This is a genomic window from Brevibacillus gelatini (assembly GCF_050920745.1).
In the GTDB taxonomy this organism is placed as follows: Bacteria; Bacillota; Bacilli; order Brevibacillales; family Brevibacillaceae; genus Brevibacillus; species Brevibacillus gelatini.
This window is the reverse complement of the sequence record NZ_CP154342.1, coordinates 4,125,911-4,145,203: the sequence shown is the minus strand read 5'-3', so window position 1 is coordinate 4,145,203 and position 19,293 is coordinate 4,125,911. Positions and strand designations below refer to the sequence as shown.

Annotated in this window: 19 protein-coding genes; all 19 read left to right on the top strand. The window is 54.1% G+C overall.

What is annotated here, in order from left to right; translation table 11 throughout:
* The first annotated feature begins 131 nt into the window (after positions 1-131).
* Positions 132-3,287 carry a phosphodiester glycosidase family protein gene (locus tag AAFJ72_RS19970; RefSeq protein ID WP_432775427.1) on the top strand — a complete coding sequence of 1,052 codons (3,156 nt, stop codon included), beginning with the start codon at positions 132-134 and terminating at the stop codon, positions 3,285-3,287.
* Between the two features lie 144 nt (positions 3,288-3,431).
* Positions 3,432-4,835: an adenosylmethionine--8-amino-7-oxononanoate transaminase gene (gene bioA / locus AAFJ72_RS19965; protein WP_122902947.1), complete on the top strand. Its 1,404-nt coding sequence runs from the start codon at positions 3,432-3,434 to the stop codon at positions 4,833-4,835.
* Positions 4,832-5,575 carry a dethiobiotin synthase gene (gene bioD, locus AAFJ72_RS19960; RefSeq protein ID WP_432775425.1) on the top strand — a complete coding sequence of 248 codons (744 nt, stop codon included), beginning with the start codon at positions 4,832-4,834 and terminating at the stop codon, positions 5,573-5,575. The genes bioA and bioD overlap by 4 nt, the downstream gene beginning before the upstream one ends.
* Entirely contained in the window at positions 5,572-6,567 is a 996-nt protein-coding gene (gene bioB, locus AAFJ72_RS19955) for a biotin synthase BioB (protein ID WP_432775424.1), read from the top strand. Before bioD ends, bioB begins: the two co-directional genes overlap by 4 nt.
* Positions 6,568-6,584: 17 nt before the next feature.
* Positions 6,585-7,781, top strand: a complete 1,197-nt coding sequence (bioF, locus tag AAFJ72_RS19950; protein ID WP_432775423.1) for an 8-amino-7-oxononanoate synthase — start codon at positions 6,585-6,587, stop codon at positions 7,779-7,781.
* On the top strand, positions 7,778-8,518 hold the full coding sequence (locus tag AAFJ72_RS19945; RefSeq protein ID WP_432775422.1) for an alpha/beta fold hydrolase: 741 nt from the start codon (positions 7,778-7,780) through the stop codon (positions 8,516-8,518). Before bioF ends, AAFJ72_RS19945 begins: the two co-directional genes overlap by 4 nt.
* Complete coding sequence (bioC, locus tag AAFJ72_RS19940) at positions 8,484-9,308, top strand: malonyl-ACP O-methyltransferase BioC (RefSeq protein ID WP_432775421.1); 825 nt, start codon at positions 8,484-8,486, stop codon at positions 9,306-9,308. The genes AAFJ72_RS19945 and bioC overlap by 35 nt, the downstream gene beginning before the upstream one ends.
* 180 nt (positions 9,309-9,488) lie before the next feature.
* Positions 9,489-10,679: an acetyl-CoA C-acetyltransferase gene (locus AAFJ72_RS19935; RefSeq protein ID WP_432775420.1), complete on the top strand. Its 1,191-nt coding sequence runs from the start codon at positions 9,489-9,491 to the stop codon at positions 10,677-10,679.
* Between the two features lie 138 nt (positions 10,680-10,817).
* Entirely contained in the window at positions 10,818-11,027 is a 210-nt protein-coding gene (locus tag AAFJ72_RS19930) for an AtpZ/AtpI family protein (RefSeq protein WP_122902841.1), read from the top strand.
* 11 nt (positions 11,028-11,038) lie between these two features.
* Complete coding sequence (locus AAFJ72_RS19925; RefSeq protein ID WP_122902840.1) at positions 11,039-11,407, top strand: ATP synthase subunit I; 369 nt, start codon at positions 11,039-11,041, stop codon at positions 11,405-11,407.
* Positions 11,408-11,476: 69 nt separating this feature from the next.
* The gene (gene atpB, locus AAFJ72_RS19920) at positions 11,477-12,292 is read left to right on the top strand and encodes a F0F1 ATP synthase subunit A (RefSeq protein ID WP_432775418.1); all 816 of its coding nucleotides are present in this window, start codon (positions 11,477-11,479) and stop codon (positions 12,290-12,292) included.
* Between the two features lie 56 nt (positions 12,293-12,348).
* Entirely contained in the window at positions 12,349-12,570 is a 222-nt protein-coding gene (gene atpE / locus AAFJ72_RS19915) for a F0F1 ATP synthase subunit C (protein ID WP_005831752.1), read from the top strand.
* Between the two features lie 186 nt (positions 12,571-12,756).
* The gene (atpF, locus tag AAFJ72_RS19910; RefSeq protein WP_432777226.1) at positions 12,757-13,260 is read left to right on the top strand and encodes a F0F1 ATP synthase subunit B; all 504 of its coding nucleotides are present in this window, start codon (positions 12,757-12,759) and stop codon (positions 13,258-13,260) included.
* Complete coding sequence (locus tag AAFJ72_RS19905; RefSeq protein ID WP_122902837.1) at positions 13,257-13,784, top strand: F0F1 ATP synthase subunit delta; 528 nt, start codon at positions 13,257-13,259, stop codon at positions 13,782-13,784. Before atpF ends, AAFJ72_RS19905 begins: the two co-directional genes overlap by 4 nt.
* A gap of 40 nt (positions 13,785-13,824) precedes the next feature.
* Complete coding sequence (gene atpA, locus AAFJ72_RS19900; RefSeq protein ID WP_122902836.1) at positions 13,825-15,336, top strand: F0F1 ATP synthase subunit alpha; 1,512 nt, start codon at positions 13,825-13,827, stop codon at positions 15,334-15,336.
* A gap of 75 nt (positions 15,337-15,411) precedes the next feature.
* Positions 15,412-16,275, top strand: coding sequence for an ATP synthase F1 subunit gamma (atpG, locus tag AAFJ72_RS19895; protein WP_122902835.1), 864 nt, complete (start codon positions 15,412-15,414; stop codon positions 16,273-16,275).
* A 49-nt stretch (positions 16,276-16,324) separates the two neighbouring features.
* Positions 16,325-17,734 carry a F0F1 ATP synthase subunit beta gene (atpD, locus tag AAFJ72_RS19890; protein ID WP_432775416.1) on the top strand — a complete coding sequence of 470 codons (1,410 nt, stop codon included), beginning with the start codon at positions 16,325-16,327 and terminating at the stop codon, positions 17,732-17,734.
* A 27-nt stretch (positions 17,735-17,761) separates the two neighbouring features.
* The gene (locus tag AAFJ72_RS19885; protein WP_122902833.1) at positions 17,762-18,160 is read left to right on the top strand and encodes a F0F1 ATP synthase subunit epsilon; all 399 of its coding nucleotides are present in this window, start codon (positions 17,762-17,764) and stop codon (positions 18,158-18,160) included.
* A gap of 217 nt (positions 18,161-18,377) precedes the next feature.
* Positions 18,378-19,118 (top strand): DUF6042 family protein, encoded by a 741-nt coding sequence (locus tag AAFJ72_RS19880; RefSeq protein WP_122902832.1) that lies wholly within the window; start codon positions 18,378-18,380, stop codon positions 19,116-19,118.
* Positions 19,119-19,293 lie beyond the last annotated feature (175 nt).

Sequence of the window (19,293 nt, the reverse complement as noted above, 5' to 3'; positions counted from 1 at the left end):
TTTGGTTTGTTTTGCCAACAGGGAATCTGCAAAATTGGCGAAACTATCCACTACCTCACTGCGTCTAACGAATAGTTACCGACTTACATAAGAAACAGACAGAGTTTGGAAAATGGAGAGGAGTCACCAACATGAGAGCGCAAAGGATAGTGACGCTGCTCACGGCTACGACAATGGCCTGGGGAGCTTTTGTTCCGTTTGTGCCCCTTGCGACGAACGTCGCGCACGCCAGGGCAGAAACCAGTGCATTGAACATGGTGTGGCAAACCCCGATTGGCGAGGGAACCACATTGCTCAAATATACGAAATCGTTTGCGAATCAGCCCGTCACCATCATGGTAACCAAGGTGGACCTGAACAACCCGTACGTGGAGGTCAAGCCCGTCTACGGGACTGCCGGCAAACTGACGGAAAGACAGACCGTTACCCAGATGGCTCGCGAAACAGGCGCGATCGCTGCGATCAACGCGGACTTTTTCAACATGTCCAAGCGGGGCGCGCCGTTTGGCATCGTGCTGAAGGACGAGCAGTTGATTTCCTCGATGGGCTTGATCTCGTACTGGTATAGCCTGGGGCTGACCGGGGACAAGATCGCGATCATTGAAAAGTTCGGGTTTGGCGGAAAAGTCACCGCACCAAACGGGGCTGTCTACTCGATTCAAGGTGTCAACAAAGAAGAGTACAATCCGAGCGACGGCCGCAAAAGCCACCAAAACCAGTTGAATGTCTATACACCTTCTTTTGGCAAAACAAGTCTGGGGGCGATTCCTGGCTACAAGGATGTCGTCGAGATTTTGTTCGTGGACAACGTCGCCAAGGAAGTGCGCGTCAATCAACCGGGAGTATACATACCGTACAACGGCTACGTTCTGTGGGGACACGGCGCGGCAGCGGCCTTCCTCAAGCAAAATTTCCCGGTTGGCGCCAAAGCGACCATCGAGTACCAGACCACCCCGCAAACACTCGACTTGAAGCAAGCGGTAGGCGGCAACGTGCTGCTCGTGGATCAGGGCAAAGCCTTGACGTCGTTCCAGGCGGACAAGTCGATCACTTCTGCCAATGCCCGCACGGCAGTAGGCGTTTCCCAGGATGGAAAAACGCTGTACATGGTAACGATTGACGGGAACAAAGGCGTTTACCTGGACGAGCTGGCAAAAATCATGGCAGAGCTGGGCTCCTACCGCGCTGTGAATTTTGACGGCGGAGGCTCGACGACGATGGCTGTGCGCATGCTGGGCGAGACGCACGCCAACCTCGCCAACAAACCGACCGGCGGTGCCGAACGCCGCGTGCCGACCGGACTTGCTGTGTACAACACCGCTCCGCCAGGAGAATTGCGAGGATTCCAAATTGACGTGCCAGCCGACATCCTCATCGGCCAGACCGTTACGCTCAATGCCTCCAAAGGGTATGATACGCATTACCAGCCATACGCGATCAATCCGGCAAATGTCACTTGGGAAACAGATGCGGGTACAGTAGAGGGACAACGCTTCACGCCAGCGCGCTCGGGCCAGATCAAACTGACAGGCCGACTGGGCAACGTGACGCAAAACAAAGAGATTCACGTCATCGCGGGCAGCGAGGTCCAACAGATCGTCGTCTCCCCGAACCCGGTCACGATTGCACCGGGACAAGCTGTCACGCTTGACGTGAAAATCAAGACGAAAAAAGGAGCGACACTCCAGGCGACGCCGCTTAGCGTCAAAGCGAGCGTAGACTCTGCTGTCGCTACCGTCAACGACAAGCTGCAGCTTGTGGCAGGCAATGAACCGGGAAATGGACAGCTGACGATTACCTATGACGGTGTATCGACAACCGTTCCATTTGCGGTCGGCCAATTCGAGCAGCCATGGCTGACGTTTGACAACCAGGTCGGCATGTACCACGCGGCCAACCCGAGCAGCATCAGCTCGGCGGGCTCGTTTGCGCTCGTTTCGGATCAGGTGTTCCGCACGAAAAAAGCGGCAAAGCTCGTCTACAACTTCTCCGGAGCGCCAGCGAACAACATGCGCATCTCTTACGGCGTGCTTGGTTCTCAGCCTGTCACCATCCCGGGCAAGCCGCTCGGACTCGGCCTGTGGGTATACGGGGACAACAGCAGACACTGGCTGCGCGCAGAAGTGCTGGATGCCAACAACAAGCCCGTCTACGTCGATCTGGCAAAAGAAATCGACTGGACAGGCTGGAAGCAGGTAAAAGGCTACTTCCCGAGCAACGCCGCCTATCCGTTGAAGCTGAAGAGCATCTACGTTGTAGACCAGGCGAACGACGGCATTACACACGACAAAGGAACGCTGTACTTCGACGAATTCTCGCTCCTGTTGCCAAACCAGACAGGACAGCCGGGCAATGCGGTTGTTGTGCCTGAACTGCCGGGCAGCCTGTCGCTTGGTGCCGAGCTTGACCTTGGCTACTCGTTTGAGAAGACTGCTCCGTTTTTGGACAGCGCTCTGGTGGAAGTCGAATCGATCGTCACCCAGCAACTGCCAGGCTATGTCCCCGCGGACTACTCGTTCACGATCAAGCCGGGTGAACGCAAGGCGGGCACGGACGATGCGATCTCGACGTCTCCGATCAAGCTGACGCTGGTGCCGAAGAAGTGGATCGCCGGAAAAGGAGTCGGACTGCTGTACGTCAACGAAGTCAATCAGACGCTCGACCCGCTCCTGGGCACCATGAACGCACAAGGACAGTGGGTATATGAAGTAAACAGCTACGGCAAATACATTCCGTACTACATGGACAATGCCGGACTGGCGAGCCCGTCGTTCACCGATATTGCCAACCATCCAGCCAGGAAGGAAATCATGTACATGGCAGAGAACGGCTATGTCAAAGGGCTGACGGAAACGACGTTCGGCCCGGAAGCTTCGCTCACCCGAGCGCAGTTCGTCACTTTGCTGGCGCGCGCGTTCAATTGGGAGCTGCCCGCCTCGCCGAAGCTCAGTTTCAAGGACAAGGTGCCTGACTACGCGCAGGGAGCTGTGCAGGTTGCCGTTGCCAAAGGCTTGGTCAAAGGCTACGAGGACAAAACGTTCCGTCCGGACAAACCTGTGACCAGAGCAGAAGCGGCTGTCATCCTGGACCGTCTGGTGAACAAAAAAGGAGCAGCCAAAACGGTTTCTGACAAAGGAACATGGCCGTCCTGGGCAGCCTCGTCCATCACCAACATGGTCGGACTCGGCCTGATTGATCCGGTCGGCGGAAAATACCAGCCGAACAAACCGACAACTCGTGCAGTATGTGTCGTAGCGCTCTATCGCATTTTGCAGCAAACCAAATAAACCGGGTAAACCGCACAAAGCAAAGACCACGCTTCTCCAATCGGGGAGGGCGTGGTCTTTTTTATGAATCGGAAAGCCACCTTATCCTGAAAAAAGTCATTGCCAAAAACGGTAAACCGAATTAACATTTCAGTTAACAAATATATGTTAACCAAGGATGTGATTTGGTTGTTACATACTTCTTACTATGACTACGCCGAACTGGCGCAAAAGAACAGGCAATTTTTGTGGCATCCATTTACGCAGATGAAGGACTACAACGCGCAGGAGCCTTTGATTATTGCCAGAGGCGAAGGGGTCAAGCTAATCGACGTCAATGGAAAGTCGTATTACGACGGCTTTTCTTCTGTATGGCTGAACGTGCACGGCCACAATGTACCGGAGCTGAACCGGGCGATCACGGAGCAACTGACTCAGATCGCGCACTCGACGCTGCTGGGAATGGCAAACGTGCCGTCCATCCTGCTGGCAGAGCAGCTGGTGCGAATTGCCCCGCCCGGACTCAGCAAAGTATTTTACTCGGACAACGGCGCGACTGCGGTGGAAATCTCCCTGAAAATGGCGTTCCAGTATTGGCAAAATCGCGGCCGGACGGGCAAGCAGGCTTTTATCACGATGAACAACGCTTACCATGGCGACACGATTGGAGCTACCAGCGTGGGAGCGATCCCGCTGTACCATCAGGTTTACAAGCCGCTGCTCTTTTCTCCGTATGTCATCCCGTACCCGTATCCGTACCGGGACGGAGGCGAGCAGGCTGCTGTGGAAGCAACCTTGAGCAAACTGGAAAGCCTGCTGCAACAAAAAGCAGGAGAGATTGCCGCGATGATTGTCGAGCCTGTCGTTCAGGGCGCAAGCGGGATGATCGTCATGCCGGACGGCTGCTTGCAGCGGATTGCCGAGCTTTTGCGCGCGCACGACGTATTGCTGATTGCGGATGAGGTGGCGACAGGCTTTGGCCGGACGGGAAAAATGTTCGCCTGTGAGCACGACGGTGTAGTGCCGGACATCATGGCCGTTGCCAAAGGGTTGACCGGAGGCTATTTGCCTGTAGCAGCCACACTCGTTACGGAAGAGATTTACGACGCTTTTTACGCGGACTACGAGGAACAGAAGACGTTTTTCCACGGCCATTCCTATACCGGAAATCCGCTGGGCTGTGCCGTAGCGCTGGAAAACTTGCGGCTCATGGAAGAGCGAAGGCTGGTCGAGCAGGTGGCAAAAAAAGCGGTCGGGCTGGAGCAGCTTTTGCAGCCGCTACAGGCAGAGCCGCACGTTGGCGACATCCGGCAAAAAGGGCTGATGGCAGGAATTGAGCTGGTTCGCGACAAGCAAACGAAGGAGCCGTACCACTGGAACGAGCGCATTGGCGTCCGCGTCTGCCAGCGGGCGAGAGAAAAAGGACTGTTGACGAGACCGCTGGGCAATGTCATTGTCTTCCTTCCGCCGCTCGCCTCAAGCATGGCCGAGATCGCGGAAATGGTGCAGATTTTGGCGGAATCCATTCGCGAGGTCACGCTGGAACAGAAGGAGCAGGCGGTGCGATGACCAAGCCATTTGCCGGATTGTTCATTGCCGGGACGGACACGGATGTAGGCAAAACCGTCGTCACGGCTGGAATTGCCGCTGCGCTGCGCGAGCGGGGATACGATCTCGGCGTGTGGAAGCCTGTCCAGTCCGGGGCGTTGACACATGAGCAGAAGAGCGATGCTTTTCGCTTGCGGGTCTGGAGCGGTGTAGAGGACTTGTGCGACGAGATTGCGCCACTGGCTTTTTCTGCGCCGCTGACACCTTGGCTGGCAGCGCAAGCGGAGGGCAGGACGCTCACGCTGGACGACGTAATCGCGGGCGGGCGTTCCTTGATGGCGAAGCACGACTGGCTGCTGGTCGAGGGAGCAGGCGGGCTGGCTGTGCCGCTGACGCAAACGGATCTGATGGTCGATCTCGCTTTCCGGCTGCAACTGCCGCTTCTGCTGGTCGCCCGCGCGGGGCTTGGCACGATCAACCATACGCTTTTGTCGCTCTGGTATGCGCGCTCCAGAGGGCTTGAGGTGGCGGGTGTGATTTTAAACGAAGCAGCCCCTGCAACTGCGACCGATGAGAGTGTGGCCACCAATGCCGCGATGATCGAACGATACGGAAATGTTTCTGTCTGGGGAGTGCTGCCGTACATGGGCGGAGCGTTTACCCGGCAGCAACTGGTGGAATCGATGCGGGCGCATGTGGACGTGTCGCCTGTCGAAAGTGTGCTGAAAAAGCAATCCATTAAAGGGGAGATACAAAAATGAACAAGACGGTTTCCATGAACTGGAACGAGTACGCAGACAAGGCTGTGCAAAAAGAAGCGCTGACGCAGGAGGAGGCGTTGCACGTCCTGCAAGCGCCAGACGACGAACTGCTGCCGCTCTTGCACGCCGCTTTTCGGGTCAGGAAGCACTTTTTCGGGAAAAAGGTCAAGCTGAACATGATCCTGAACGCGAAAAGCGGACTGTGCCCGGAAGATTGCGGATACTGCTCGCAGTCAATCGTTTCTACAGCTCCTGTTGCCAAGTACACCATGCTCGACAAAGACACGCTGCTGGCAGGAGCGCGGGAAGCGCTGAATCGGAAGGCAGGCACTTACTGCATCGTCGCTTCTGGCCGCGGCCCGACCGAAAAGGAGCTGGGACAGGTGATTGAAGCGGTAAAAGAAATTCGTGCGACGATGCCGCTCAAAATATGCGCCTGTCTCGGCATCCTGAGCGACGAGCAGGCACAGCGGTTGAAGGAAGCGGGCGTACACCGCTACAACCACAACCTGAACACAAGTCGCAACCACTACTCGGCGATCACGACTACCCATACGTACGATCAGCGGGTGGAAACCGTTGATACAGTAAAAAAAGCGGGGATGTCACCGTGCTCTGGCGTCATCGTCGGCATGGGGGAGAGCGACGAGGAGATCGTGGAGATGGCGTTCGCCTTGCGCAGCCTGGATGCGGATTCGATTCCGGTCAACTTTTTGAATGCAATTCCAGGGACGCCGCTGCAAAACCAGGGCCGCATTCCTGCGAAAAAAGCGCTGAAGGTGCTGGCGCTGTTCCGCTTCGTCTGCCCGGACAAAGAGATTCGTGTGGCAGGCGGACGCGAGGTCAACCTGCGCAGCTTGCAGCCGCTGTCACTCTATGCGGCCAATTCGCTGTTTGTGGGCGACTATTTGACGACGCCGGGGCAGGAGATTTCAGCCGATCACCAAATGATCGAGGACCTTGGCTTCGAGATCGAGCTATGTGCGCTCTAGGCAAAGAGGTGCGGCCCATGAAGCACAGGTACGAATGGCTGGAGACGGAGTGGAAGCGGATGCGGGAGCAGTCGCTGGACAGAGCGTGGCAAACGGTGGAGCCGCTGGCCGAAGCAGGGGGCGCATGGATTCGTGTTCGCGGAAAAAGGCTGCTGAATTTGTCCGCCAACAACTATTTGGGCCTTGCGCATGAGCAGCGAATTGTGGAAGCAGGCGAGCGGGCCGCGAGGAAATGGGGCGCGGGAGGCACTGCTTCCCGCCTCGTGCTCGGCAATTACCCGCTGTACGACGAGCTGGAGCAGCGCCTTGCGGAGTGGAAGCGGCGCGAAGGAGCGCTCGTGTTTGCGAACGGCTATCAGGCGAATACAGGAGTGATCGCTGCACTCGCTGGCCGCGGCGATGTCGTTTTCAGCGATCGGCTGAATCACGCCAGCATCGTCGACGGCATCATCGTGAGCCGCGCCGAGCACGTCCGTTATCGGCACAACGATCTGGAGCACCTGGAGTTTTTGCTGCAAAAGCATCAGGGCAAAAGACGAAAATGGATCGTGACGGACAGCATTTTTTCCATGGATGGCGACAAAGCTCCTTTGCTTGCTCTCGCCGAACTGCGCGAGCGCTACGGCGCCCTGCTTATGGTCGACGAGGCGCATGCGGGTGGAGTGCGCGGGGAACAGGGCCAGGGCTTGTGCCACGAACTGGGGATGGCCGATCAGGTCGATGTGCTGGTAGGTACGTTCAGCAAAGCCTTCGGAGTGTACGGCGCGTACGTATGTGCCGATCAGCCTGTGATTCGCCATCTGCGCTCAAAGGCTCGCTCGCTCATTTACTCTACCGCTCTGCCGCCTGCCGTCATCGGCTCGACGCTGGAAGCCTTGACGCAGATCGAGACGGACACGTGGAGAAGGCAGGCTCTCCGGGAAAATGCGAGTCTGTTTCGGCAAATGCTGCAAGAAAAAGGTTTTCACATAACAGACGACGATACGCAAATTATCCCGCTTGCGATCGGAGAAAACGAGCGAGCGCTGCAATTCAGCCAGAAGCTTTTGGAGCGCGGGATTGCCGCTGTCGCCATTCGTCCGCCTACCGTTCCGGACGGGACGGCGCGCATCCGCTTTACCGTGATGGCGACGCATACGCCGCAGGAACTGACGTGGGCCGTCCAGGAGCTGACTGCAATTCGCGATGAGCTGGACGGGAGGGATGCGATGTGACACCCGCTATACTTTGGCTGACAGGCTGGGGGATGACGGTCTCGTGTTGGCAGGAGGTCCGTCAACAGATTCCTTGCGCGTTGCATCTGGCACCGGACTATTCTCGCGTATCCCGCCCGGAACAGTTTTTGGAGGTGGTAGAGCAGACGGTCCGCTCTATCGCCGGAAACGAGCTGATTGTCGTCGGCTGGTCCATGGGCGGGCTGCTGGCGCTCAGGCTGGCAGCTTCCCGGCCCGTAGCAGGGCTTGTTCTCATCGGGACGACCATGCGCTTTGTCCGCGAGCCGGCAGAGCGGGATAAAGGCTGGGGAGCAGCCGTGCTGCAACGGATGAAACGGCTGCTGCCAAAAGAACGCGAGCGGGTCATGGCTCAATTTGCGGAACAGATGCTGTCGGCAAAAGAACGTGAGCAAAACCGACTGGAAATGGAAAAGGCCGGGGGACAGTGGAGCGAGCAAGCGCTGCTCGCAGGTCTCGACTACCTGGCAAGCGAGGACTGTCGGCATGCAGCCGCGTCGCTTTTCTGTCCTGCCATCGTCATTTCCGGCACAGACGACCTCATCTGTCCGCTGGCGGCGGGCGAAGAGCTGGCGAACACCTTGCCGGATGCCGATTTTTTGCCGCTTAAAGACTGCGGCCACATGCCCCACGTCTTTTACCCGGATGTAGTCGGGACAGCAGTGACGAGGATGGTGAAGCAGATTGCCCGCAAACACGGTCAAGCATCGTTTCAGTAACAAGGCAGCTTCCTATGAGCAGTATGCCATCGTGCAAAAGGAAATGGCCAATCGTCTGAGCGCAATGGTTCAGACGGCTCTCCCCCGTGACGCGGTTGCCAGCATCCAGGAGGTTGGCTGCGGCACGGGGCGGCTGACTCGCCTGGTTCGGAGCCAGTACCCGCATGCCGATTACGAGGCGATTGACGTCGCCGGCGGAATGATCGCGCAGGCACAGGCCAGCCTTGCCAGTCTCGGCCTGACAGCGCGCTTTTGCCAGGCCGATGCAGAGGAATGGGTCTGGACGCAGCCAGCGGCCTCCCGGGATTTGATTGTGTCGGGAGCCTGCTTTCAGTGGTTTTCTCGTCCCGAACAGACGATTCGCGGCTTATGCCGCTTGCTGAAGCCAAACGCCCCGCTCTTTTTTTCCACCTTCGGGCCAGCCACCTTTTGCGAGCTGCACGATTCTTTTGCCTATGCCCACGCAAGCCTGGGCGAAAACAACGTGCGCCACGGCCTGGCGTTTTTGGCGGCGGAGCAGTGGCTGTCCATGCTGGAAGCGGCGGGAATGGGCTCGTTGCAGGCGGTACAGCAAAAGGTCGTGCTGCACTATCCGCGTGTAGCGGACTTTTTGCATGCAATCAAGGCGGTAGGCGCAAATACGAGCGAGGACAAGCGTGCGGGACTGGGGCGAAGAAGGCTGATGCTGGCGATGATGGACTATTACGAGCGGACGTACGGCGAGGAGCAGGGCGTGCGGGTTACCTACGATCTGCTCTACATCAGCGGGAGTCGTAAACCGCGCCCGTAAGCGGGCCGCATTTGCTCTGTTCGCGCGACGTATTGCTTCAACCCCTGACAAACTGGCAGCTACTCAGATTGCGGAAAGCAGCTTTTTCTGTATGAAAGCGATTTCTTTGCAGGATTTCGTATAAAAAGATGGAATTTTAAGAAGGTTGGCTATCCTGTTCATTCGAGGAGTGTTTGAAAGATGGGTCAAAAGGAAATCGTGATTGCAAGTGCAGTGCGTACGGCTATCGGCAGCTTTCAGGGCACGCTTGCGGGAATCAGCGCGACAAAGCTGGGCGGAATCGTCCTCGAAGCCGCTTTGGAGCGCGCTGGTGTGTCCAAGGATGCCGTTGATGAAGTGATTATGGGAAATGTGCTGTCTGCGGGTCTGGGACAAAATCCTGCACGTCAGGCTGCCATTCAGGCGGGCTTGGCCCACGAAGTGCCGTCGTTGACCATTAACAAAGTATGCGGCTCCGGGCTGAAAGCCGTTCATTTGGCTGTGCAGGCGATTTTGAGCGAAGACGCCGAGGTCGTGCTGGCAGGCGGTATGGAAAACATGAGCCAGGCCCCTTATTTGCTGGAGGGTGCGCGCTCGGGGTACCGCATGGGTGACCAGAAGGTGGTCGACACGATGATCCGCGACGGTCTTTGGTGCGCATTCAACGACTACCATATGGGAATCACGGCTGAAAATCTGTGTGCCAAATACGGGATCGGACGGGAAGAGCAGGACGAGTTTGCGGCGTGGAGCCAGCAAAAAGCCCAGAAAGCTCTGGAAAGCGGTCGTTTTCGAGACGAGATCGTACCTGTTTCGATTCCGCAGCGCAAAGGCGATCCGGTGCTGTTTTCCGTCGACGAGTTTCCTCGTGCCGGCGTAACGACCGAGATGCTCGCCAAGCTGAAGCCAGCCTTTAAAAAGGACGGAACCGTAACGGCGGGCAACGCATCCGGCATCAATGACGGGGCGGCAGCCTTGCTGATTATGACCAGGAAAAAAGCGGACGAGTTGGGCGTCAAGCCGCTCGCGCGCATCGTTGCCAACGCCAGCGCAGGGGTCGATCCGAGCATCATGGGCTACGGTCCGGTTCCTGCTACCCAGCGCGTATTGGAAAAGGCAGGACTGTCCTTGTCCGACATCGATCTGATCGAAGCGAACGAAGCCTTTGCCGTTCAATCGCTGTCTGTCGGAAAAGCGCTCGGCATTGATCGGGAAAAGCTGAACGTTAACGGGGGAGCCATCGCGTTAGGACACCCAATTGGCGCAAGTGGGGCGAGAATTTTAGTAACGCTTGTTCACGAATTGCAAAAGCGCGAAGGGGCAAAATATGGATTAGCAACCTTGTGTATTGGCGGCGGACAAGGCGTTTCGACGATTGTTGAAAAATTGTAGGTTTTTAATTGTGAACGCTTTGTGTACACAACAAGACGAACATTGACAAAAGGAATAATTCTTCGTTAATATGGATGAGGGCAAAGGGGCACTTGACACCAGCCCTCTCCTTATTGTATGAAAGGAGAATGTTGTTCCGTGTCAAAAATTGATAATCCTTGGCGAGCTATCACGTTGGTCACCCTGATTGGTGTCGATATGGCCGTTTGTGTGATTGCGGGAGTCCTGCTGGGAAAATATCTCGATGGTCTCTTTGCTACCAATCCGCTCTTTCTGATGGTTGGACTGCTCGCGGGATTAGGAATAGGCGTGTACAGCGTCTACCGCATCATTCGCGGTTACCTCTAGGGAGATGGAACATGCAAACGTTTTCTTCGGCAATGCGATCCACGTTTCGCTATGCCTTTTTCTGTGTGGCAATCGCCGCGATACTCTGGGCGCTGTTGCCATCCTGTCGTTTTTTTTTGCAAAGCCTCCTGCTCGGGATGGCTGGCAGTCTGGTGAATGGCACGGTTCTCTTCAGTAAAACCTGGCGAATCGGCCAGATGGCTGTTGATCCAGGTGTGCGCCCCAAAGGGACAGGCATGCTGCAACGATTGGTTGTGGCTGGCTTTGCTGTCTTTTTGACCATGCGCTTTCCTCACTTGTTTGGACTGGCCGGAGTGCTCATCGGCTTGTTCCTCTTTCAGATTCTCAGCTTCCTTTTTGTGTATCGCTCCATTAAATAGATAAGTAGAATTCTTTTTCACACATGCACGCTAAGCAATTTACTCGCGCGGAAGAAAGGGGTGAAATACATGCATTATTCTCTGCGATTTGAATGGTTGGGCATGGTATTTGACATCTCCACTATTCTCATGATTTTGGTAACCTCTCTGGTGGTGCTTTTGCTCTGTATCGGGATGACTCGCAACCTGACCTCCGCTACACCAAGCGGCGCGCAAAACGTGATGGAATGGATTGTGGACTTCGTAACCGGTATTACAAAAAGCTATATTTCACCGAAAAAAGCTGCGGGTTTTGTCTCGCTGGCGCTGACTTTGTTCCTCTACATTTTCATTGGAAACCAACTCGGTCTTGTATTTAACGTGAATACAACTCACCACAACGCTGAAGGTGAGCAGGTAAGCGAAAAGGTTAAAGACATGCTGACGGTTTCCACGAACGAAGAGGCGAAGCAGCAAAAGCTGGCCAAGCTTGAGGAAGAGTTGAACTCTACCGATCCGCACTCACACGGTGTTGTCATCGGATGGTGGAAATCGCCAACCGCAACTCCGAGCGTAACTTTCGCCCTCGCACTCACTGTGTTGCTGTACGCGCACTACCTGGGCATCAAGAAGAGCTTCGGCGGATGGTTGAAACATACATTCCTGAACCCGATTCACATTCTCGAGGAGTTCATCATCAAGCCGCTGACGCTTCCTTTGCGTCTATTCGGTAACATCTTTGCGGGTGAGGTATTGATTGCCTTCCTGTTGGGTGTAGGGATTTTCGGAAGCATTCCGTTGTTCCTGTGGCTTGGCTACTCCGTGTTTGTCGGCTCTGTACAGGCATTCATTTTCACTACGCTGGCGATGGTTTACATCTCTCAGCAAGTGAATGAAGATCACTAATCTGCATTTCCCGATTTTATACTCGTTTTTCACAACACTAAGGAGGTTTTTAAACAATGGAAGGTTTGGCTCTTGCAATTGGTATCGTATTTGGTCTGGCTGCTCTTGGTGCAGCGATTGGTAACTCCCTGGTAATTTCCCGTACAATTGAAGGTGTAGCTCGTCAACCAGAAGCACGTGGTAACCTCATGGGTCTCATGTTCCTGGGTCTCGGTCTGGTAGAGGCGGTTCCGATCATCGCTGTAGCGATCGGTTTCATTCTCTTCGGTCGTATGTAGTCAGCGAGCTAGGTAAAAATAGGCGGGCGCTTGATACCCGCCTCTATTTTTGAGTGAGTGGAAGCCTGTGCTTTCATTCGGCAAGAAGTTTGGAAGCTTCACGGCAAACGTGAAGTCAGATGATTGGCAAAGAGCGGTTCATACCGTGATGATACATCTTTCTTTTCGCAGGAAGGAGTGAAACGAATGCTCGACTTTGGAGCGGTATCCCTGGAATGGGGAACGCTTTTAACCCAAGCAATTGTGTTCTTGTTGTTGCTCTTGCTGGTTCGCAAATTGGCCATGGGCCCAATCGTTGGCATCATGGAAAAACGTCGTCAGCATATCGAAAATCAAATTTCAACGGCTGAGCGCAACCGTGCGGAGGCAGAAGCTCTCCTGGCAGAGCAGCGCCGCGTACTGGATGAAGCTCGCGCTGAATCCAAAGCGATCATCGACCGTGCTACCAAGCAGGCGTCTGATGAAGCTAACAAAATCGTGGCAGAAGCTCAGGCTGCATCCGAACGTATGAAAGCGGACGCAAGCGCTGAACTGGCACGCGAAGTAGAAAAAGCAAAACTCGAACTGCGTGAGCAAATGACAAGTCTTTCCGTACTCTTGGCTTCCAAGATTATCGAAAAAGAACTGGACGAAGCAGCGCAAAAGTCCACTGTTGACAAATTCCTTGCTCAAGTAGGAGATCGCCTATGAGTAGCGCAGTAGGGAAGCGTTATGCTCGCGCTCTCTTTGAAGTAGCGAGCGAGCGTGGCAAGATCGATCAGGTAGAAGCAGACCTTGGTGCGATCGTGCAGGCTGTGGAAGGCAACGAAGATCTGAAAAAGATCATGCAGCACCCGCACATCGCGGCAGATGCAAAGGGCAAACTGGTTGAAGAACTGTTCAAAAACCATGTAGGGGAAGAGAGCTTCAACTTCCTGAACGTCTTGATTGACAACGGACGGGAAGTGCAACTGTCTGACATCTACAGCTCCTTTGTACAATTGGCAAACGAAGCGCGTGGCTATGCAGATGCTGTCGTCACAAGCGCGAAGCCGCTTTCTGAAGAAGAACAGGCGGAGCTGGCTGAGAAGTTCGGCCAAACAGTAAAGAAAAAGCTGCGGATGACAACGGTGGTAGACCCTTCGATTCTCGGCGGCATTATTATCAAAATCGGCGACCGTCTGTACGATGGCAGCCTGAAAACAAAGCTGGAAACCTTTGCGCAAAAAGCGTAAAGCTCGGTCTTTAAGAAGTTGGATGAATGGGGTGAATTAAGTGAGTGCAATCAGACCAGAGGAAATTAGCTCCCTCATCAAAGAGCGGATCGCTAATTTTAAATCTGAAATCGAAGTTGTAGATGTAGGCACAGTCATCCAGGTAGGTGACGGTATTGCCCGCGTTCACGGTTTGGAAAAGGCCATGCAAGGGGAGCTCCTCGAGTTCCAAAATGGCGTAATGGGTATGGTACTCAACTTGGAAGAAGATAACGTGGGTGTCGTTATTTTGGGACCTTTCCGCGACATCAAGGAAGGCGACACTGTAAAACGCACCGGCCGCGTTATGGAAGTTCCAGTAGGGGAAGGGCTGCTTGGCCGCGTAGTAAACCCGCTGGGTCAACCAATCGATGGTCAAGGACCTATCGTAAATAACGGATACCGCCCGATCGAGAGCCCGGCTCCTGGCGTTATGGCGCGTAAATCCGTACACGAGCCGCTGCAAACCGGTATCAAAGCGATTGACGCGATGATTCCGATTGGCCGCGGACAGCGTGAGTTGATTATTGGTGACCGCCAAACTGGTAAAACAGCAGTGGCGCTCGACACAATCATCAACCAAAAAGGCAAAGACATGATTTGTATCTACGTAGCGATCGGTCAAAAGCAATCGACCGTTGCGAACATCGTAGAAACGCTGCGTAAAGCAGGCGCTCTGGAATACACCATCGTCGTTTCCGCTACAGCTTCCGATCCGGCGCCAATGCTGTACCTGGCTCCTTATGCTGGTGTTACGATGGCTGAGTACTTCATGTACAAAGGCGGACACGTTCTGTGCGTATACGATGACCTGTCCAAACAGGCTGCTGCATACCGCGAAATGTCCCTGTTGCTCCGCCGTCCTCCAGGCCGCGAAGCGTATCCTGGTGACGTATTCTACCTGCACTCCCGTTTGCTGGAGCGCGCTGCGAAACTGTCTGATGAACTGGGTGCAGGTTCCATTACTGCTCTGCCGTTCATTGAAACCCAAGCGGGTGACATTTCCGCATACATTCCAACCAACGTAATCTCCATCACGGACGGTCAGATCTTCCTGGAGACAGACTTGTTCAACTCAGGTCAACGTCCAGCGGTTAACACCGGTCTTTCCGTATCCCGTGTAGGTGGTGCCGCGCAAATCAAGGCGATGAAAAAGGTTGCAGGTCCGCTCAAGCTTGAGTTGGCTCAATACCGTGAGCTTGCTGCGTTTGCCCAGTTCGGTTCCGATCTGGACAAGGCTACCCAAGCTCGTCTGACCCGCGGTGAGCGCTTGATGGAAATCATGAAGCAAGGCCAGTTCGATCCAATGCCTGTTGAGAAGCAAGTTGCTTCCATCTACAGCGCGACTCGCGGCTACCTGGATGACATTCCAGTAGCAGACGTACGCCGCTTTGAGAAAGAGCTGCTGTCTTTCCTGGATTCCAACAAACCACATCTGCTGGAGCACATCCGCACTACGAAAGACCTCCCAGATGAAAAAGAACTGAACGCAGCGATCGAAGAGTTCAAAAAAGGCTTTTCGGTAACTCGCTAATCGTTAACCTGATAGACATCAGATGCATGCCGGGCCAATAAGCCCGGGCATGCGTCCTCAAGGTGGTGAAAACGAGTGGCAAAAGGAATTCGTGAGATTCGACGCAGTATTAAAAGTACCAAAAATACGCGCCAAATCACTAAAGCGATGAAAATGGTGGCGGCAGCGAAGCTCCGCCGCAACCAGGAGAAGGCTGAGGCAGCACGTCCTTACGCTGACAAGATCCAGGAAGTGATCGCCAGCATTGCGAGCGGGACATCCGGTTCCAAACATCCGATGCTGCAAAAACGTCCGGTGAAAAAGACTGGTTACATTGTCATCACTTCCGACCGTGGACTTGCTGGCGGTTACAACGCCAACATGCTTCGTAAAGTGGTTACGACCATCAACGAAAAACACAAGTCCAAGGACGAGTACGGCATTTTTGTAATCGGACGCAAAGGCCGCGACTTCTTCAGAAAGCGGAACTATCCGGTTTTGGAAGAGGTGACAGGTCTGCCAGCCAGCCCAACCTTTGCTGACATCAAGAAAATTGCCAGTGCGGCAGTCCAGATGTTCGCAAACGAACAAATCGACGAGCTGTACCTGTGCTACAACAAGTTCCAAAGTGCAATTTCGCAAATACCGACCGTGAAACAATTGCTGCCATTGGAAGCTCCCGAGAGCAGCGAAGTGCGCACAATCAATTACGAGTATGAGCCGTCCTCGGAAGAAGTTTTGGCTGATCTCTTGCCAAAATACGCGGAAACACTGGTGTACAGTGCGCTTCTGGAAGCGAAGGCTTCCGAAGAAGGTTCCCGTATGACCGCAATGGGCAACGCGACAGACAATGCAACGGATATGATTAACCGTTACACCTTGAGCTACAACCGTGCCCGTCAGGCAGCCATTACACAAGAGATTTCCGAGATCGTTGCAGGTGCAAACGCACAGGCTTAAGCGGCAGTGAATAGCTCCCAATTTAGCTTTACAGGAGGGAAGAAGTAAGATGGCGAAAGGACGCGTGGTTCAGGTAATGGGTCCGGTTGTTGACATCGAGTTCGAACGTGGACACCTGCCTGCCATTTACAATGCGATCAAGATTCAACATAAAGCACAAAGCGCTGGCGAGCGCGACATCGACTTGACAGTTGAGGTTGCGACTCACCTGGGCGACAACATGGTTCGTACTGTTGCGATGTCTTCTACCGACGGTTTGGTTCGCGGTATGGAAGCCGTTGACACAGGTGCACCAATTTCCGTTCCAGTGGGTGCAGTAACCCTTGGACGCGTATTCAACGTATTGGGTGAACCAATCGACCAACAAGAGCTCGGCGAAGTTGAGCGCCGTGACCCAATTCACCGCAAAGCTCCTGAGTTCGTAGAGCAAGCAACCACTGTTGAAATTCTGGAAACAGGGATCAAAGTTATTGACCTCCTGGCTCCGTACATCAAGGGTGGTAAGATCGGTCTGTTTGGTGGTGCGGGTGTAGGTAAAACCGTTACCATTCAAGAGCTGATTAACAACATCGCGCAAGAGCACGGCGGTATTTCCGTATTCGCTGGTGTAGGGGAGCGTACCCGTGAAGGTAACGACCTGTACCACGAGATGAAAGACGCAGGCGTTCTGCCGAAAACCGCGATGGTATTCGGTCAAATGAACGAACCGCCTGGTGCGCGTCTGCGCGTAGCGTTGACTGGTCTGACAATGGCGGAATACTTCCGTGATGAAGAAGGCCGCGACGTTCTTCTGTTTATCGACAACATCTTCCGCTTTACCCAAGCGGGTTCCGAGGTTTCCGCTCTCTTGGGCCGTATGCCATCTGCGGTAGGTTACCAGCCAACACTGGCTACCGAAATGGGTCAGCTGCAAGAGCGCATTACCTCCACCAAAAAAGGTTCTGTAACGTCCATTCAAGCGATCTACGTACCAGCGGATGACTATACTGACCCGGCTCCTGCGACTACGTTTGCTCACTTGGACGCGACGACCAACCTGGAGCGTTCCATCGCTGAGTTGGGTATCTTCCCTGCGGTTGACCCACTCGCATCCACTTCCCGTGCTCTGACTCCTGAAGTAGTTGGTCAAGAACACTACGATGTGGCTCGTGGCGTGCAAAAAATTCTGCAACGCTACAAAGAACTGCAAGATATCATCGCGATCCTTGGTATGGACGAGCTGAGCGACGAAGACAAGCAAGTCGTTGGCCGCGCACGCCGCATTCAACGCTTCCTGTCCCAGTCCTTCCACGTTGCCGAGCAATTTACCGGTAACCCAGGTCAATACGTACCATTGAAAGAAACTGTTCGCAGCTTCAAGGAAATCCTTGAAGGCAAGTATGACCACCTGCCAGAGGGTGCGTTCCTCTACGCCGGTACGATTGAAGATGTGGTAGAACGCGCGAAGAACATGGCGTAAGACACCCTGGAAAGGGGAGACGAGTAAGTGAGTAAGATGACAGTTGAAGTCGTAACTCCTGAACGGGTTGTCTACAGCGGTCAGGCTGAAATGGTCATTGCTCGCGGCGTTCAAGGGGACCTCGGTATTTTGCCGAACCACATGCCGCTGGTAAGCCCGCTGAAAATAGCGCCAGTTCGGATCAAGACTGAAGGCGATAAAGAAGTAAAGATGGCTGTAAGCGGCGGCTTCCTGGAAGTGCGCGGCGATAAAGTAACCATCCTTGCTGAAACGGCTGAATTGCCGGGAGACATCGATGTTGAACGTGCGAAGGCAGCGAAAGCTCGCGCCGAAAAGCGTTTGGCTGAAAAATATGCCGAACTCGACGTTCAGCGTGCTGAACGTGCGCTGCAGCGTGCGATGGCACGTCTCGACGTAACGAAGTAAGCGTAAGCTTGCGATCCCCGCGCCCTTGTGGCTGCGGGGATTTTTCAGTTGCACGGCATGTATGGTGATACATGCTTGCAGGGCATGATATTTCCAGTTGGTAATTGCCTAACGTTTCTGTGTATAATAGACCTAATGCCCTGCCGCCGGACTTGAGGTTTTTGCAACAGCATAAGGGGCGGCACTGGCTTTCTGGAATTAAAGGAGAGTGTAACTGATGCAAACCATTCGCGATATTCGCCACAATCAGGATGGCGTAGTGATTCCAAGCGGCTTTACGGCCAATGGCTGGTCGAGCGTGCTGTCTCATGAAATGAATGTCCTGTTTCAATCCATGTGTCTAGTCGTAACAGAGTACGAGACAAAAGCAGAGATGGAAAAAGCACTGGATGAAATCGAAGCGTTGAAAGGCACGTTTTCCGAGCCTGTGAAGGAAGCTTTCAAATCAGAAGCGGACTACGAAGGCTACGTCAACCTCCTGAACCGCTTCAAAGCGTTCCTGAAACGCTCCGATTATGACTACCCGACCTCCCGTGCGGAAGCCATCCAGCTTTTCGTAAAATGGGGTCTGGTGCTCGACAAAGAGGACGTATGGGATGTCCCTGTCTATCCGTTCCCGGATGCCTCCCAGCTGTTCAAGCTGAGTGAGGTTGAATCGCTCGCTTTGGCGCATGTGAAACTGGAAGCGCTGGTACACCCTATTTTCAGCCGTCTGGTCATGCATCTGCATGAGCGCGACGAAAATACGTTCAGCATGTCCAAGGCAGAAATGAAAGAAATCCTGAACACCAACGATCAAATGCTTGCTGAGGTTTTGATTAAGCTGACCCCGTACATGGAAGAAGCAATCGAGAACATTCTGGAGCTGCCAGATGATGAGAAGCTGAACTTCACCATTGTGTGGGAACGCATTTACGAAGATTTCCTTGGTCAGCAGTTTTCAAGCAACGTTCAATAATGAATGAATACGAGAGCCAAATCGGGCATTTTTGTTTGGCTATTATATGATGTTGGAAAAGCTTAGAGAGATTTCTCTAAGTTTTTCCCTTTATATGGCATTACAGGAAGGCTTTCGTTAGACACTCAATTGGCAATTTGTTATAATGATAAAGGTATTTTTTTCTAGCAGTATC